At 70.3% G+C, this 15,247-nt stretch carries 15 protein-coding genes; 8 read left to right on the top strand and 7 right to left on the bottom strand.

From position 1 onward, the window contains the following. Positions 1-27: 27 nt before the first annotated feature. Both F1721_RS00670 and F1721_RS00665 read right to left on the bottom strand, forming a co-directional pair. Positions 28-1,632: a flavin-containing monooxygenase gene (locus F1721_RS00670; RefSeq protein WP_150064524.1), complete on the bottom strand. Its 1,605-nt coding sequence runs from the start codon at positions 1,630-1,632 to the stop codon at positions 28-30. Then, positions 1,629-2,570, bottom strand: coding sequence for an alpha/beta hydrolase (locus F1721_RS00665; protein ID WP_211840269.1), 942 nt, complete (start codon positions 2,568-2,570; stop codon positions 1,629-1,631). The genes F1721_RS00670 and F1721_RS00665 overlap by 4 nt, the downstream gene beginning before the upstream one ends. A gap of 168 nt (positions 2,571-2,738) precedes the next feature. Between F1721_RS00665 and F1721_RS00660 the strand changes: the two genes are divergently transcribed. Continuing rightward, entirely contained in the window at positions 2,739-3,494 is a 756-nt protein-coding gene (locus tag F1721_RS00660; RefSeq protein WP_150064523.1) for an SDR family oxidoreductase, read from the top strand. 7 nt (positions 3,495-3,501) lie between these two features. Here the strand turns inward: F1721_RS00660 and F1721_RS00655 are convergent, their stop codons facing one another. The 3 genes from F1721_RS00655 to F1721_RS00645 form a co-directional block, all read right to left on the bottom strand. Next, on the bottom strand, positions 3,502-4,389 hold the full coding sequence (locus tag F1721_RS00655) for an aldo/keto reductase (RefSeq protein ID WP_211840268.1): 888 nt from the start codon (positions 4,387-4,389) through the stop codon (positions 3,502-3,504). A 6-nt stretch (positions 4,390-4,395) separates the two neighbouring features. Next, positions 4,396-5,202 (bottom strand): mycofactocin-coupled SDR family oxidoreductase, encoded by an 807-nt coding sequence (locus tag F1721_RS00650; RefSeq protein ID WP_150064522.1) that lies wholly within the window; start codon positions 5,200-5,202, stop codon positions 4,396-4,398. Positions 5,203-5,776: 574 nt separating this feature from the next. After that, positions 5,777-6,361 carry a PadR family transcriptional regulator gene (locus F1721_RS00645; RefSeq protein WP_150064521.1) on the bottom strand — a complete coding sequence of 195 codons (585 nt, stop codon included), beginning with the start codon at positions 6,359-6,361 and terminating at the stop codon, positions 5,777-5,779. 108 nt (positions 6,362-6,469) lie between these two features. On the opposite strand from F1721_RS00645, the gene F1721_RS00640 reads away from it, so the two are divergent. The 7 genes from F1721_RS00640 (at position 6,470) to F1721_RS00610 (ending at position 13,466) form a co-directional block, all read left to right on the top strand. Then, entirely contained in the window at positions 6,470-7,603 is a 1,134-nt protein-coding gene (locus F1721_RS00640) for an aromatic ring-hydroxylating dioxygenase subunit alpha (protein WP_150064520.1), read from the top strand. Position 7,604: 1 nt separating this feature from the next. Further along, positions 7,605-8,609, top strand: coding sequence for a PDR/VanB family oxidoreductase (locus tag F1721_RS00635; protein ID WP_150064519.1), 1,005 nt, complete (start codon positions 7,605-7,607; stop codon positions 8,607-8,609). 48 nt (positions 8,610-8,657) lie between these two features. Then, entirely contained in the window at positions 8,658-9,992 is a 1,335-nt protein-coding gene (locus F1721_RS00630; protein WP_150064518.1) for an MFS transporter, read from the top strand. 202 nt (positions 9,993-10,194) lie between these two features. Further along, complete coding sequence (locus F1721_RS00625) at positions 10,195-11,163, top strand: D-isomer specific 2-hydroxyacid dehydrogenase family protein (RefSeq protein WP_150064939.1); 969 nt, start codon at positions 10,195-10,197, stop codon at positions 11,161-11,163. Further along, positions 11,160-12,194 carry a D-alanine--(R)-lactate ligase gene (gene vanA, locus F1721_RS00620; RefSeq protein ID WP_150064517.1) on the top strand — a complete coding sequence of 345 codons (1,035 nt, stop codon included), beginning with the start codon at positions 11,160-11,162 and terminating at the stop codon, positions 12,192-12,194. Before F1721_RS00625 ends, vanA begins: the two co-directional genes overlap by 4 nt. Further along, positions 12,191-12,796, top strand: a complete 606-nt coding sequence (gene vanX / locus F1721_RS00615; RefSeq protein ID WP_150064516.1) for a D-Ala-D-Ala dipeptidase VanX — start codon at positions 12,191-12,193, stop codon at positions 12,794-12,796. Before vanA ends, vanX begins: the two co-directional genes overlap by 4 nt. A 34-nt stretch (positions 12,797-12,830) precedes the next feature. Then, complete coding sequence (locus F1721_RS00610; protein WP_150064515.1) at positions 12,831-13,466, top strand: hypothetical protein; 636 nt, start codon at positions 12,831-12,833, stop codon at positions 13,464-13,466. Here F1721_RS00610 and F1721_RS00605 read toward each other — a convergent pair. Both F1721_RS00605 and F1721_RS00600 read right to left on the bottom strand, forming a co-directional pair. Continuing rightward, positions 13,440-14,528, bottom strand: coding sequence for a sensor histidine kinase (locus F1721_RS00605; protein ID WP_150064514.1), 1,089 nt, complete (start codon positions 14,526-14,528; stop codon positions 13,440-13,442). The genes F1721_RS00610 and F1721_RS00605 overlap by 27 nt on opposite strands. Next, a complete protein-coding gene (locus F1721_RS00600; RefSeq protein ID WP_150064513.1) occupies positions 14,521-15,207 on the bottom strand; it encodes a response regulator transcription factor in 687 nt (228 codons plus the stop codon). The genes F1721_RS00605 and F1721_RS00600 overlap by 8 nt, the downstream gene beginning before the upstream one ends. Between the last annotated feature and the right edge of the window lie 40 nt (positions 15,208-15,247).

Here is a 15,247-nt window from a genome sequence, read left to right as displayed (position 1 = left end):
CCCAGCGCGAGTCCCGCTGTCCAGGACTCAGCGGAAGGTGAACACGAACCCCTCGTAGCCGTCGTCCCGGATCGCGTCGCAGCGCTGGCGGTAGGCGCCCAGCCCGGCCACGTACGGCATGAACCGGCGCGGCTTGCCCTCGATGTTCGCGCCCAGGTACCACGAGTTCGCGCGCGGGAACAGCGTGGCGTCCGCAGCCTGCTGGACGTGCTCGGTCCACTTGACCGCGGCGTCACGGCGCACCTCGACCTGGGCCGCCCCGGCGTCGTCGGCGTGCCGGACCAGCTCGGCGATCCAGTCGACCTGCTGCTCCGCGGTCAGCACCATGTTGGCCAGCACCGACGGCGAGCCCGGGCCGTTGACGGTGAACAGGTTGGGGAACCCCGGGATCTGCACGCCGAGGTAAGTCACCGGTCCTTCCGCCCACGCGTCCTGGATCCGGTCGCCCAGCGGACCGGTGATGTCGATGCGCATGAGCGCGCCGGTCATCGCGTCGAACCCGGTGGCGTAGACCAGCACGTCGAGCTCGTGGAACCCGCTGCGGGTCTCGATGCCCGCGGCGGTGATCCGCTCGATCGGGTCCCGGCGCAGGTTGACCAGCGAGACCTCGTCCCGGTTGAACGTCTCGAAGTAGCCGGAGTCGGTGCAGATCCGCTTGGTGCCGATGGGATGATCGGTGGGGATCAGGTCCTCGGCGGTGCGCGGGTCCTTGACGATCTCCCGGATCTTGCGCGCCGCGAACTCGCGGGCGAAGTCGTTCGCCGCGACGTTGGTGAACTGGTCCGGGAAGGTCTTGCCGAACAGCACGCCGCCGTTGCGCCAGCCCGCCTCCAGCGCGGCCTCCCGCTCCTCCGGGGTGCACTCCTGCGCGGGCTTCGGGTAGGGCTCGTGCGTCGACCCGCCGCCGCTCATCCGCGACTTCCGCCGCCGCTCCGGGTATTCCGCGCGGATCCGCCGCTGCTCCTCGTCGGTGAGCTTCCGGTTCAATGCGGGCACGCTGTAGTTCGGCGTGCGCTGGAAGACGGTGAGCGAGCGGGCCTGCTCGGCCAGGATCGGCACCGACTGGATCGCCGACGAGCCGGTGCCGATGACGCCGACGCGCTTGCCCGCCAGCGATGGACCCGGTTCCGGCCAGCGCGCGGTGAAGTACGTTTCCCCGGCGAAGGAATCGGCACCGGGGATGTCCGGCTTGTTCGGCGTCGACAGGGATCCGGTGGCGAACACGAGGTACCGCGCGCGGTGCTCGTCGCCGTCCTCGGTGCGCACCCGCCAGCACGACTCCTCGAAGCGCGCGGCCGCGACCCGCTTCTCCAGCCGGACGTGCTGGCGCAGGCCGAAGCGGTCGGCCACGTGGTGGATGTAGGCGAGGATCTCCGGCTGGGTCGCGTAGCGCTCGCTCCACACCCAGTCGTTCTGCAGGTCCTCGTCGAAGGAGTACGAGTAGTCGATGCTCTCCACGTCGCAGCGGGCGCCCGGGTACCGGTTGAAGAACCAGGTGCCCCCGATGTCCTCGCCCGCTTCGAGGCAGACGACGTCGAGCCCGGCTTCGCGGAACGCGTGCACGGCGTAGAGACCGGCGAACCCCGCTCCGACGACCAGGACGTCGCGCACCCCGTGAGCTCCGGTGGTCATGGTGTTCCTCGCTTCATGGCTGCGCACAGGTCGTGCCACAGCAGGTCGCGGGCCGACCGCCCGGCCTGCAGCGGCATGATGGTCAGGAATCCGTGGAACAGGCCCGGGTAGTGCCGGTGCGTCACCGCCACCCCGTCCCGCGCCAGCGCCCTCGCGCAGGCCCGGCCTTCGTCGGACAGCGGGTCCAGACCGGCGGTCACCACGATGGCCGGTGGCAGCCCCCGGAACGTCGCCGCGGCCAGCGGTTCGACCAGGTACCGGGGCTCGACCGCGCCGTCCTCGGGCAGGTACTGGCGCCAGTACCACTGCATGGCTGCCTTGGTGTTCCCGTAGCCGGTGCCGCGCTCGCGGTAGCTCGCGGTGTCGCAAGCGGGGTCGAGCGCGGGGTAGATCAGCACTTGAGCCGCCACTTCGGGCCGTCCCGCGTCCCTGGCCATCAGGCAAGCGCTGATCGCGAGGTTGCCCCCGGCGCTGTCGCCCGCGATCAGCAGGCGGTCCGGGTCCCCGCCGAGTTCACGGGCGTGCTCGGCGGCCCAGATCAGCGCGGCGTAGGCGTCGTGAGCTGCGGCGGGCGCCTTGTGCTCGGGCGCCAGCCGGTAGTCCACCGAGATCACCACCGACGTCGTCCGCGCCGAGAACTCGCGGCAGAACCCGTCGTGCGACTCGATGTCGCAGAACACGAAGCCGCCGCCGTGGCAGAAGACGACCACCGGGAGCGGCCCGCCCGCGTCGTGGTGCGGGAAGTACAGGCGGACCGGGATCTCACCGCCGGGTCCGGGAATCCTGCGGTCCTCGGTCCTCGCCACGACGTCCAGGTTGTCCACCGGTTGCCGCCGCGCCGCGACGGCGGCACGCGCTTCGGCCCCGGTCATCTCCTCGACGCGCGGGAAGCCCTCGTCGAGCGACCGGATGACCGCCGCGACCTCCTCGTCGAACACGATCGCCCTCCTCGGCACGGCCACGCCGCGAAACCCCGCACGGCGCAACGACTTCTGACACCTAGCAAGCGCTTGGTGACGTGGGACCATACATGTCCGGAACCGGCGGGGCGAGACCCGTTCCCGGTCAGTGGGCCGGGGAGCGACGACTTCCGAAGGAGGACGACCGTGCAGGACTTCCAGGACAAACCCGGCGTCGCGGTGGTGACCGGCGGCACCGGGGGCATCGGCAGCGCGATCTGCCGGATGCTCCACGAGCGCGGCTCCCGGGTAGCGCTGACCTACCGCAGCGACCGGCGAGCGGCCGACGCCCTGGCCGGGGAGCTCGGCGCGGTGGCGGACCAGCTCGACCTGACCGACGCCGAGCAGTGCGCGAGCTACGTCAACGGTGTCGTCGAGCGCTTCGGCGCGATCCACACCCTCGTGCACGCGGCCGGTCCCCTGGTCCGGCAGGTCCACCTGGCGAGGGTCGAACCCGCCGACTTCGCCGTACACCTCGCCGCCGAAGCCGGGGCGTTCTTCAACCTCGTGCACGCGGCGCTGCCCGCGCTGCGGGCCAGCAAGGGGTCGGTCGTCGCGATCACCACGGCGGCCACCCGCCGCTACCCGGTCCGCGACGGCCTGTCCGCAGGCCCGAAGGGCGCCGTCGAGGCGACAGCGCGGGCACTCGCCGCCGAGGAAGGCCGGTTCGGCGTCCGCGTGAACTGCGTCGGCCCCGGCATGCTGACCGACGGCATGGCCGCCGACCTGATGACCAGCGGCGACCTGGACGAACGCGCCCTGGAGGCCACCAGGCGCAACATCCCGCTGCGCACCTTCGGCAGCGCGGCGGACGTCGCCGAAGCCGCCTGCTTCCTCGCCTCCGACCGGGCCGGGTTCATCACCGGCCAGAAGCTCGACGTGGACGGCGGCTTCGGCGTCTGACCGCCGATCAGCGCAGGGCGGCGAGGTCCGCCGAGGTCAACGTCCAGCTCGCGGCGGCGTTCGCGCGCACCTGGTCCGGCGTGGTGGCGCCCGTGATCACCGACGCGACGCCGTCCTGCGCGGCCAGCCACGCCACGGGCAGTTCGAGGATCGAGCGCCCCCGCTCCTCGGCGAACGCGGTCAGCGCCTCGACCCGGGCGAAGCTCTCGTCGTTCACGAACCGGTCGGCGAAGAACGACATCGCGTCGAACCGCGAGCCCGCCGGGAACTCGGAACCCCGCCGGTACTTGCCGGTGAGCATCCCGGACGCCAGCGGGAAGTACGGGACGACGCCGAGCCCGTTCTCCCGCTCCGCGGGAACGGTGCTCCGCTCGACGTCGCGCGAGAGCAGGTTCCACTCGATCTGGGTGCCGCAGAAGCGAACCAGCGAACGCTCCGCGGAGACGTTCGCCGCCGTCGCGATCTGCTCGGCGTTGACGTTGGACGAGGCGACGTGCAGCACCTTGCCCTGCCTGACCAGCTCGTCGAGGGTCTCCAGCGCCTCGTCCACCGGCGCCTCCGCGTCCGGGTAGTGCTGGTAGTACAGGTCGATCCGGTCGGTGCGGAGCCGCCGCAGACTCCCCTCGCACGCTTCGAGGATGCGCTTGCGCAGCGCCCCGGGCGTGTAGGGCTCGTCCTTGGGACGCGGCAGGAACTTCGTGGCGATCACGACCTCGTCGCGCCGCGCACCCAGCGCGGCCCCGATGTACTCCTCGGAGCGCCCCTCGCCGTACATCTCCGCGGTGTCGAGGTGGGTGATCCCCGCGTCCAGGGCCGCGCCGATCACCTCGGCGCTGGCCTGCTGGTCCAGCTTCATGCCGAAGTTGTTGCAGCCCAGCCCCACCGCGGACAGCACCGGGGATCAGCGGATGGTGGACCCGGCGTCGACGGGCATCGCGATGCCGGTGATGTAGCGGGCTTCGTCCGAGGCGAGGAACGCCAGGACGTTGCTGACGTCGACGGGCTCGATGCGGGTGACCGGCAGGCTGTTCATGAACACCGGCCCGAGGTCGGGCCGCCCGGCCAGCAGCTCGGGCAGCACCTTCGAGTGCCCTTGCGCGGTGTCGACCCCGGTCGGCAGGACGACGTTCACCCGGATGTTGCGGTCGGCCAGCTCCAGCGCGAGCGACCGGCACACCCCGATCAGCGCGTGCTTGGTGGCCACGTACGGCAGGTAGAACGGCAGGCCGACGACGCTGCCGGTGGATCCGGTGATGACGATGCTGCCACCACCGGCGGCGACCAGGTGCGGAACGGCGGCGGCGCAGGTGTGCCAGACCCCGGTGAGGTTGACGTCGAGCGTCGTCTGCCAGACCTCGCCGGTCACCTCCTCGTGCGGTTGCACCGTGCAGATCGAGGCGTTGGCGGCGACGACGTCCAGCCGCCCGAACTTCCGCACGCCTTCGGCGATCACAGCTTCCACCGCCTGCCGGTCGCGAACGTCGGCCTTCGCCGCGTGGATCCGGCGCCCCTGGGCTTCGACCTGCCGAACCGTCTCCTCCAGCCCGGCCTCGTCGCCCATCTCGTAGGCCACGCAGTCGAGCTGCTCGCAGATGTCGAGCGCGATGATGTCCGCGCCCTCGGCGGCCAGCCGCACGGCGTGGCTCCGGCCCTGCCCCTGCGCAGCTCCCGTGATGAACACGACCTTGCCCGCGAGTTTCACCGTCACGCCTTCCTCCCGTTCGGATTCCGCTCTGCTGCGGCACCTTCATCCGGTCGGTCCACTGTGGTCGATCCGGCGCGCCGTCGAATCGGCGAGCGCCCGGTCCAGCAGCTCGAACACCTGCCCCAGCGGATCGCGGTGGTAGGGGTCCCTGCCGGGCACATCCCCCGCTGCTCGATCTCCCGAATCCGGCAGGTGAACCGGGTTTCGCCGAAGACGACGTCGGGCACGACGACGCCGACGTGGTGCAGGTCGGCCAGCGAGGAGCGCCGATGCGGGAGTTCGCTCCGGTCAGACACCGTTGGCCTCCCGTCCCGGCCCACCGCTGGACCGATGGCAGGCAGTATTAACCCCTAACGAGCGCTTGGTCAATACACCGTCCCACTCCCGGCGCCCCCTGAACCGATCAGCGAAAACGGCCTTCCCCCAAGCCTTTTCCCTCAGCCGCAGCGAACAACGTGCGGCGCAGCGAGAGAAGACAACCGGCGAACCGGGGCGGTTCTTCAATCCAAGCTGAGAACCGAGGCAACCCAGGACGGACCGGCGCCCGCGGGCAGAGCCAGAGGTCGAATCCCGGGAGTCACGAGCCGTACAGCTCGTCGACGAGGGCGAAACCGTCCGCGATCCAGGCCAATTCGGTGCGGGCACGGGCGATGAGACCGTCGTAGGCGTAGATCTTGTAGCGCACCGCGAGCTCGGCCTCCCGCTCGGTCAGCTTGGCCAGGCGGGCCGCCAGGGTGGGGTGGGTGCGGTCGACGAGCGCAGCCCGCGTGCTTTCGAGCATGCTCAGCTGCTCCTGCCAGTACTCCTGCTGCTGCCGGAGCTGCTCGCGCACGGATTCGGGGTCGGCGAAGTCGAAGTAGGCCGCCTTCAGGTACGCCGGGTCGCGCTGCCGCTGCGGCGCCAGCGGCGACTCCATCCACTGCCGGAAGTCGGCGAGGCCCGCGTCGGTGACGTGGTACTCCTTCTTCGTCCCCTTCTTGCCCCAGGGCACCTCGACCGAGGTGAGCAGCCCGTCGCGCTCCATCCGGTTGAGCTCGGGGTAGATCTGCGAGTCCGGGGCGTGCCAGACGTGGGCCACCGAGCGGCTGAAGCTCTTCGAGATGTCGTACCCGGTCATCGGACGACCGGTGAGCAGCGCGATCAGCGCGTAGCGCAGCGACACGACACCTCCCCCTCCGGATTCGCCAAGCTACCGACCATTGCCAACTAACTATATCCATAGTTAGATTGTGACTCGCGCAACACATACCTATCTTCATAGGGAGTCCCCTTGCCCAGCACTGCCTCCCCCGAAGCGGACACCGCGCCCCCGACCACCGCCGCCGCGAAGATCTTCAACCACCCCCGCAACGCCTGGTACGTCGCGGCCTGGGACCACGAGGTCACCGGCAAGCAGCCGCTGGCCCGCACGGTCGCCGGGGTACCGCTGGCGTTGTGGCGCAACTCGGAGGGTCGCGCGGTCGCCCTCGCGGACGCCTGCTGGCACCGGCTCGCGCCGCTGTCGAAGGGCAAGGTCCTGGGCGACGAGCTGCAGTGCCCCTACCACGGCCTGCGCTACAACGCGGCCGGTCGCTGCACCGGGATGCCCGCGCAGGAGACGATCAACCCCAGCGCGGTGGTCCCCTCGTACCCGGTCGTCGAGCGCTACCGGTACGTCTGGGTCTGGGTCGGCGATCCGGACCTGGCCGATCCGGCCGCGGTGCCCGACATGCACCAGATGGACGACCCCGCCTGGGCCGGTGACGGCGAGACGATCCACGCCGACTGCAACTACCAGCTCATCCTCGACAACCTCATGGACCTCACCCACGAGGAGTTCGTGCACTCGTCGAGCATCGGCCAGGAGGAGCTGTCCGAGGCCGAGTTCGACGTGACCCACGAGGGCAACACGGTGACCGTCAGCCGGTGGATGCGCGGCATCGACGCCCCGCCGTTCTGGCTGAAGAACATGCGGGACAAGTTCCCTGGCTTCTCCGGCAAGGTCGACCGCTGGCAGATCATCCACTTCGAGGCGCCGGGCACGATCTGCATCGACGTCGGCGTGGCGAAGGCGGGTACCGGTGCGCCCGAAGGGGATCGCAGCCAGGGCGTCAACGGGTACGTGATGAACACGATCACCCCGGAGACCCACCGCACCTCCCACTACTTCTGGGCGTTCATGCGCAACTACCGCCTGGACAGCCAGACCATCACCACCCAGCTGCGCCAGGCGGTGCACGGGGTCTTCGGCGAGGACGAGGAGATGCTGCGCGCCCAGCAGCGCGCCATCGACGCCAACCCGGAGCACGAGTTCTACAGCCTCAACATCGACGCAGGCGGGATGTGGGTGCGCCAGATCCTCGAACGCATGCTCGCGGCCGAGGGACGCCCCTCCTCCGCGGCGGACGCCGGTCAGGGGGCCTGAGATGGCGGTGCAGGCACAGACCCGCTGGCAGCGCGCCCGGGTGGTCGAGGTCTCCGACGTCGCCGACGGCATCCGCCGCATCGTGCTGGCCCCCGAGCAGCCCGAGCACGCCGCGCCCGGCACGCACATCGACGTCCAGATCGGGGACGACGTCCGCCGGGTGCGTTCCTACTCCGTGGTGCGCTCCGAGGACGGCGGCCGCAGGCTGACGCTCAGCGTGCGGCTCTCCCCCACGTCGTCCGGCGGCTCGGCCGCGATGCACCGGTTGCGCGTCGGGGACGACCTGCGGGTCACCGGGCCGCTGCAGAACTTCCCGCTCGCGGTCGGCGCGACCCGCTACGTGCTCGTCGCGGGCGGCATCGGCGTCACCGCGCTGGTGGCCATGGCCTCCGCGCTGCGTCGGCGCGGCGCCGACTACCAGCTGGTGCTCGTCGGGCGCAGCCGCGCCGCCATGGCCTACCTCGACGATCTGGTCGCCGAGCACGGCGACCGCGTCCGCGTCCACGTCGACGACGAGGGCACCCCGCTGTCGGTGGAGGACCTCGTCGCCGACATCGCCCGGGCACCCGCCGCCGCGGGCACCGAGCTCTACATGTGCGGCCCGATCGGGCTCATGAACGCCATCTCGCGCAGTTGGGCCGAGCACGACCTGCCGGTGCCCAACCTGCGCTTCGAGACGTTCGGTTCCAGCGGCCGGCACCAGGCCGAGGAGTTCCTGGTACGCCTCCCCGACCTCGACCGGGAGATCACCGTCGCACCCGACACGTCGATCCTCGACGCCCTCGAGGCTGCCGGGGTCGACACGCTCTCGGACTGCCGCAAGGGCGAGTGCGGGCTGTGCCTGGCGAAGGTGGTCGAGGCCACCGGCACCATCGACCACCGCGACGTCTTCCTGAGCGAGTCCCAGAAGGAGCGCTCGAACAGGTTGTGCCTCTGCGTCTCCCGAGCAGTGGCATCCGGCAGCAGCTCGGGAGATCCCGCCGTCCTCTCCCTCCGACTCACCTGATCCGGTGCACCGCAGGGTCCGCGCGGATCCCCCACCACCTGGAGCCCCATGAACGTCACCGCACGCATCTCGCAGGCACCGATGAGCGGCTACCAATGGCTGATCGTCGCGCTGTGCACCTTCATGAACTGCCTCGACGGCTTCGACGTCATGGCAGTCGCCTTCACCGGGCCGTCGGTCACCGAGGAGTTCGCGCTCACCGGCTCGGAGTTCGGCCTGCTGGTCTCGGTCGGGCTGATCGGGATGGCGATCGGCTCGATGCTGCTCGCCCCCTTCGCCGACCTCATCGGTCGGCGCCCGCTGATCCTGATCAGCCTCGCCCTCGCCACGATCGGCATGTTCGGCGCGGCCGCGGCACCGTCGGTGACGGTGATGGGCCTGTTCCGCCTCATCACCGGCATCGGTGTCGGGGGCATCCTGGCCAGCACCAACGTGATCGCCAGCGAGTTCTCCAACGCCAAGAACCGCGGCCTCGCCATCGGCATCTACACCGCCGGGTACGGGATCGGCGCCACCGCGGCCAGCCTGGTCGCGAAGGCCACCGTGGGCGGCGACTGGAGAATCGTCTTCTACGCCGGGGGCGCTGGGACCCTGCTCGCCCTGGTCGTGATCGCCGCCGTCCTGCCCGAGTCGGTCGCCTTCCTCGAACAGCGCCGTCCGAGCGGCGCGCTGGAGCGGATCAACCGGACGCTGGCCCGGATGCGGGTGGCGGCCGTCACCGACGCCGACCTCGACGAGGCGGCCACCACCCGGGCGGACACCGGCCGGACCGGCGCGGGATGGCTCAAGCAGCTCCTGACCCCGACGATCCTGCTCTGGCTCACCTTCATCACGGTCATGTTCGGCTTCTACTTCGTCAACAGCTGGACCCCCACGCTGCTGGTCGAGGAAGGTCTCTCCGAGAGCGCGGCGGTGACAGCCGGGATGGCGATCTCACTCGGCGGCACGGTCGGCTCGGTCCTCTACGGCGTCGCCGCCCGCGTGCGCGCGCCGCGGGTCGTGCTGATCGGGTTCTCCCTGCTCTCGGCCGCGATGATGATCGTCTTCATCATCAGCGCCTCGACTCTCTGGCTCGGGTTCGGCATCGGCGTCGTCGTCGGCGCTCTGATCAACGGCTGCATCGCCGGTACCTACACCGTCGGCCCGCCGCTCTACCCGACCAACGTCCGCAGCGTCGGCATGGGCTGGGCACTCGGGATGGGGCGCATCGGCGCCATCCTGTCCCCGACCATCGCGGGCGTGCTCAAGGACGCGGGGGCTTCCGCGACGCAGCTCTACGTCGGCGCCGCCGCGGTGGTCGCGCTCGGCGCCCTCGTCCTGGTGGGCCTGCGCCGGTACGACCCCGAATCCACCCGCACACCGAACGGGGCGCTCACCGCCTGACCCCGCTCGGCCTTCTCGCGCCCCGGGCCGATCGGGCTCTCCGGTCGGCCCGGTGGACCTGGCGGGCGAATCGAGCGGCATATCGTCCGCATATCGAAAAACTCATACAGGCTGGCAACACCGCGCTGTCTTGACTTGAAGCATGGCCAGCGAACTGGGTTCGATCCACAGCGGAGCGACCGCGGACCGTCGCTCCCCGGCGATGGCCGAGCCGTCCCCCTCGCTCACGGTCTTCGGGTGCAGCCCGGACGAAGCCGCCGTGTTCCGCGAGGTGGGAGCCCGCCTCGGTGCATCGCCGACGATCGTCGAGTCGGCCGTCTGCGAAGCCAACGCCGAACTGGCGCGCGGTGGTCGGTGCATCAGCGTGAGCCACAAGGCCCGGATCACCAGCTCGACGCTCCTGGCGCTCCGCGAAGCCGGTGTGGAATACATCTCCACCAGGAGCATCGGCTACGACCACATCGACCTGGAGCACGCCGAGCGCGTCGGCATCTCGGTGGGCAACGTCGCCTACTCGCCGGACAGCGTGGCGGACTACGCGGTGATGTTGATGCTGATGGCCGTGCGCCACGCGAAATCCACCGTCCGCCGCACCGACTCTCACGACTACCGGCTCGAGGCCCGCGGCAAGGAGCTGCGCGATCTGACCGTGGGCGTGGTCGGGACGGGGCGCATCGGCACCGCGGTGATCGACCGGCTGCGCGGCTTCGGGTGCCGCGTCCTGCCCCACGACAGGCCGTCCCGCGCCAGCGCCGACCACGTACCTCTGGACGAGCTGATCGAGCGGAGCGACATCGTCACGCTCCACACCCCGCTCACCGAGGACACGCACCACCTCCTCGATCGCCGCCGCATCGAGCGGATGAAGCACGGCGCGTACCTGGTCAACACCGGGCGCGGACCGCTGGTCGACACCGAGGCCCTCCTGTCGGCGTTGGAGCGCGGCAGGTTGGGCGGTGCGGCGCTGGACGTCATCGAAGGCGAGGAAGGGATCTTCTACGCCGACTGCCGGAACAGGCATCTCGGGAACGAGGCCCTGGTGCGGCTGCAGCGCCTGCCGAACGTGCTGATCACCCCGCACTCCGCCTACTACACGGAGCACGCCCTGCGGGACGTGGTCGAGAACAGCCTCCTCAACTGCCTGAACTTCGAGAACGGGAGAACCGCATGAGCAGGTTGAAGGTCGGAATCATCTTCGGAGGTGCTTGCGAGGAGCACCCCGTCTCGGTCAAGTCGGCGCGGGAGGTGGCGGGGAACCTCGACACCGAGAAGTACGAGCCGTTCTGGATCGGCATCACGACCGACGGCGACTGGAGGCTCTGCGACGGCCCCGACGCGGACTGGGAGAACGCTCGTCCGGTCACGCTGTCACCAGACCGGGGCGTGCACGGCCTGCTGATCGGGGAGCGCGACGGCTACGAGGCGGTGCACCTCGACGTCGTCCTGCCGGTGCTTCACGGCAGGCTCGGCGAGGACGGCGCGATCCAGGGCTTGCTGGAGCTCTCCGGCATCCCCTACGTCGGCTGCGGCGTTCAGGCCTCGGCCGCGTGCATGGACAAGGCACTCGCCTACACCCTCGCCAGGAGCGCCGGAATCGCCACCCCGACCTGGTGGGTGGTCGCGGAGGACGGAGAGGTCGATCCCGACCGCCTCCGGTATCCGGTCTTCGTGAAACCCGCCCGTTCCGGCTCCTCGTTCGGCGTCAGCAAGGTCACCCGGGCCGATGAGCTGCCGAGCGCGCTGAGCGCGGCGCGGCAGTACGACTCGAAGGTCCTGATCGAGGAGGCCGTGTCCGGCAGCGAGATCGGCTGCGCGGTCCTGGAGGAACCGTCCGGCCTGGTCACTGGCGAGGTGGACCGGGTCGACCTCTCGCACGGGTTCTTCCGGATCCACCAGGAGGACTCCCCCGAGACCGGATCGGAGAACTCGACGTTCGTCGTTCCCGCCGACATCTCCGACGAATCGCGCCAGCTCGTCCAGGAGACCGCGAAGACCATCTACCGCACCCTGGGCTGCGCGGGGCTCGCCCGCGTCGACATGTTCCTCACCGACGACGGGCAGGTGGTCCTCAACGAGGTCAACACCATGCCCGGCATGACCTCCTACAGCCGCTACCCGCGGATGATGGCCGCCGCCGGGGTGCCGCTGCCCGACCTGATCGACCGGCTCATCTCCACGACGTTGCACGGGGCGAAGCGGTGAACGACTTCGGCTACGTCGACGACTGGGTGCCGGGCATCCGCTGGGACGCCAAGTACGCCACCTGGGACAACTTCACCGGCAAGCCGGTGGACGGCTACCTCGCCAACCGCATCGTCGGCACCCGGTCCCTGTGCGCGGCCCTGGAGCAAGCGCGCGAGAAGGCGGCCTCCCTCGGCTTCGGGCTGCTCCTCTGGGACGGGTACCGCCCGCAGCGCGCCGTCGCCTGCTTCCTCCGCTGGGCCGAACAGCCGGAGGACGGCCGGACGAAAATGCGGCACTACCCGAACATCGACCGCACCGAGATGGTCGAGCACGGGTACGTGGCCGCGAAATCCGGCCACAGCCGGGGCAGCGCCGTAGACCTGACGCTCTACCACCTCGCCACCGGCGAGCTGGCGCCCATGGGCGGCCGCCACGACCTCATGGACCCGATCTCACATCACGGTGCCCGCGGGATCACGCCGACCGAGGCCCGGAACCGCGAGCACCTCCGCTCCATCATGGAGGACTGCGGGTTCGACCGGTACGACCGCGAATGGTGGCACTACACGCTCAGGAACGAGCCCCATCCCGATGACTACTTCGACTTTCCCGTCGTCTGACCGGCGTCTCCGCTGTGTCTCGCAGTGGGGCAGCTTGGAGCGCAACGACGAGGTCGTCGTGCGGCGCACCGACCGAGCGGGGCTGGAGGTCTTCCTGCCGCGCGCCCGGCGGCACGACTGGGCCGCCGACGGATACCGCTCGAACGAGGAGTACCTGTTCTGGTCCCGCAAGGTCTGCGGTCTGGCCTGCCTGCAGTCGCTGCTGCGCGGCTGGACCGATGTCCGGATGACGATGGGCGAACTCCTCGCGCTGGCCCTGGAGCGGGGCTGCTACGTCGTGGAGCCCTCCGGCAGGGTCCGAGGGCTCATCTACCGGCCGTTCATGGCCTGGGTCAGCTCGCAGTTCGGATTCCGCTGCGAACTGGTCGAGCGCACGCCGATTCAGGTCTCCAGCCGAGAGGTGCGGCCCGGGCAGGTCCTCATCGCCTCGGTGTCTCCCGAGATTCGCGACCCCGATACCCGCGCTCCGCAACGAGGAGGCCACCTCGTGCTGGTCCACGCGGTCGAGGACGGAGTGCTGCGGTTCCACAACCCGTCGGGCTACTCCCACAACTCGGACTCCGCAGCGCTACCCCTGCACGTGTTCGAGCGGTTCCACGCGAACCGGGGAATCCTGATCGGAGCGCCACGAACCAACAGCGTCCTACGGGACCTGCCGAGCGGCGGGTAGTCGTACCGTGACGCAGAGCCCGCCGTCGGGGCGAGGGGTGAGCGTGAGCGTCCCGTCGTGCGCCCGGGTGATGCTCTTGGCGATCGCCAGGCCGAGACCGGCACCTGCGTGGCCGCCGCGGGTGCGTTCGGTGCCGCGCTGGAACGGCTCGGTGAGGGTGGGGACCACGTGCGGGCTGAGCTTGTTGCCGGTGTTCTCGACCGTGAGCACGGCACCCCGGGGACCGGCAGCGGTGCTGACCTCAACGGTGCCGTTCTCGGGCAGGTTGTGGACGATCGCGTTGTGCAGGAGGTTCGTGGTCAGCTGCAGCAGGAGCGCGTGGGACCCGACGGTCGGGGTGATGCCCCCGGAGGTTTCGACGGCGACGCCGTGCTCCTCGGCGAGCGGGAGGAGCGTTTCCGCGGCTTCTTCCGCGATGAGGGACAGGTCGACGTCGTCCCGGGCGAAGGAGCGCTGGTCGGTGCGGCTGAGCAGGAGCAGTGCTTCGGTGAGTTCGATGGCTCGGGCGTTGACGGTGCGCAGTCGTTCGTCGAGCTCGCTGCTTTCCCGGTTCGGATCGTTGCGGGCGACGTCGAGCAGGGTCTGCGTGATCGCGAGCGGAGTGCGCAGCTCGTGGGAAGCGTTGGCCGCGAAGCGCTGCTGCTCGGCGACGTGCGCTTCGAGCCGCGCGAGCATGCCGTCGAAGGCGTCGGCGAGCTCCCGGAACTCGTCCTGGCGGCCCTCCAGCTCGATCCGGTGGGAGAGCGACCCCCTCGCAGCCGTGCGCGTGGCATCGGTGATGCGGGTCAGCGGGGCCAGCATCCGCCCAGCGAGCACCCACCCTCCGGCGAAGCCGAACACCAGGAGGAACACGATCGCGGCCGCGGCCGCCGGTGCGAACTCACGCAGCAGCTCGGCGCCCGAAGGCGCGATCACGACCTGGCCGGCGTCCTGCGCCCGCTCCCGGTATCCCGCCAGGAACACCGCGAACGCCCCGAGCAGCACAGCGCCGGCGATCATGAGGAAACCGGCATAGCTGAAGGTGAGCTTGAGACGAACGCTCAGCCCAGGCGCCCTATCCACGTTCACCTCCCCCACCCGGCCCCGTGTCGATGCGGTAGCCGACGCCGGGCACCGTGGCGATCAGCCAGGGCTCACCGAGCCGCTTGCGCAGCGCGGACACCGTGATGCGCACGGCGTTGGTGAACGGGTCGGCGTTCTCGTCCCAAGCCCGTTCCAGCAGCTCCTCGGCGCTGACGACACCGCCTTCGGCGGCCACGAGGACTTCGAGCACCGCGAACTGCTTCCGGGTGAGCGCGACGTACCGGCCGTCCCGGTAGACCTCGCGGCGGAACGGGTCCAACCGCAGCCCGGCGAGCTCCCGCACCGGCGGCCTGCTGTGGGCGCGCCTGCGGTCGAGGGCTCGGAGGCGGAGCACGAGCTCTCGCAGCTCGAAAGGCTTGGTGAGGTAGTCGTCGGCGCCGAGCTCGAACCCGGAAGCCTTGTCGTCCAGCCGGTCGGCAGCGGTGAGCATCAGGATCGGCATACCGCTGCCCGAGGCGACGATCCGTTCGGCGATCTCGTCGCCGGAGGGCCCGGGGACGTCCCGATCGAGGACGGCGATGTCGTAGGAGTTGACGCTGAGCATCTCCAGAGCGGTGTCACCGTCACCAGCGATGTCGGCCGCGATCGCCTCCAAGCGCAGCCCATCGCGGATGGCCTCGGCCATGTACAGCTCGTCCTCGACGACCAGCACGCGCATGCCCCCGATCGTAGGAGCGGGCGCGTATCGCTGGCATATC

The sequence above is a fragment of the Saccharopolyspora hirsuta genome (genome assembly GCF_008630535.1).
GTDB lineage: Bacteria > Actinomycetota > Actinomycetes > Mycobacteriales > Pseudonocardiaceae > Saccharopolyspora > Saccharopolyspora hirsuta.
This window is presented reverse-complemented; position numbering and strand designations above follow the sequence as displayed.

Bases quoted from the DNA above. Each gene is read 5' to 3' on its own strand.
- F1721_RS00630 (WP_150064518.1), top strand. From the start codon at position 8,658: ATGAACGTCACCGCACGCATCTCGCAGGCACCGATGAGCGGCTACCAA.
- vanA (WP_150064517.1), top strand. From the start codon at position 11,160: ATGAGCAGGTTGAAGGTCGGAATCATCTTCGGAGGTGCTTGCGAGGAG.
- F1721_RS00625 (WP_150064939.1), top strand. From the start codon at position 10,195: ATGGCCGAGCCGTCCCCCTCGCTCACGGTCTTCGGGTGCAGCCCGGAC.
- F1721_RS00635 (WP_150064519.1), top strand. From the start codon at position 7,605: ATGGCGGTGCAGGCACAGACCCGCTGGCAGCGCGCCCGGGTGGTCGAG.
- F1721_RS00600 (WP_150064513.1), bottom strand. From the start codon at position 15,207: ATGCGCGTGCTGGTCGTCGAGGACGAGCTGTACATGGCCGAGGCCATC.
- F1721_RS00670 (WP_150064524.1), bottom strand. From the start codon at position 1,632: ATGACCACCGGAGCTCACGGGGTGCGCGACGTCCTGGTCGTCGGAGCG.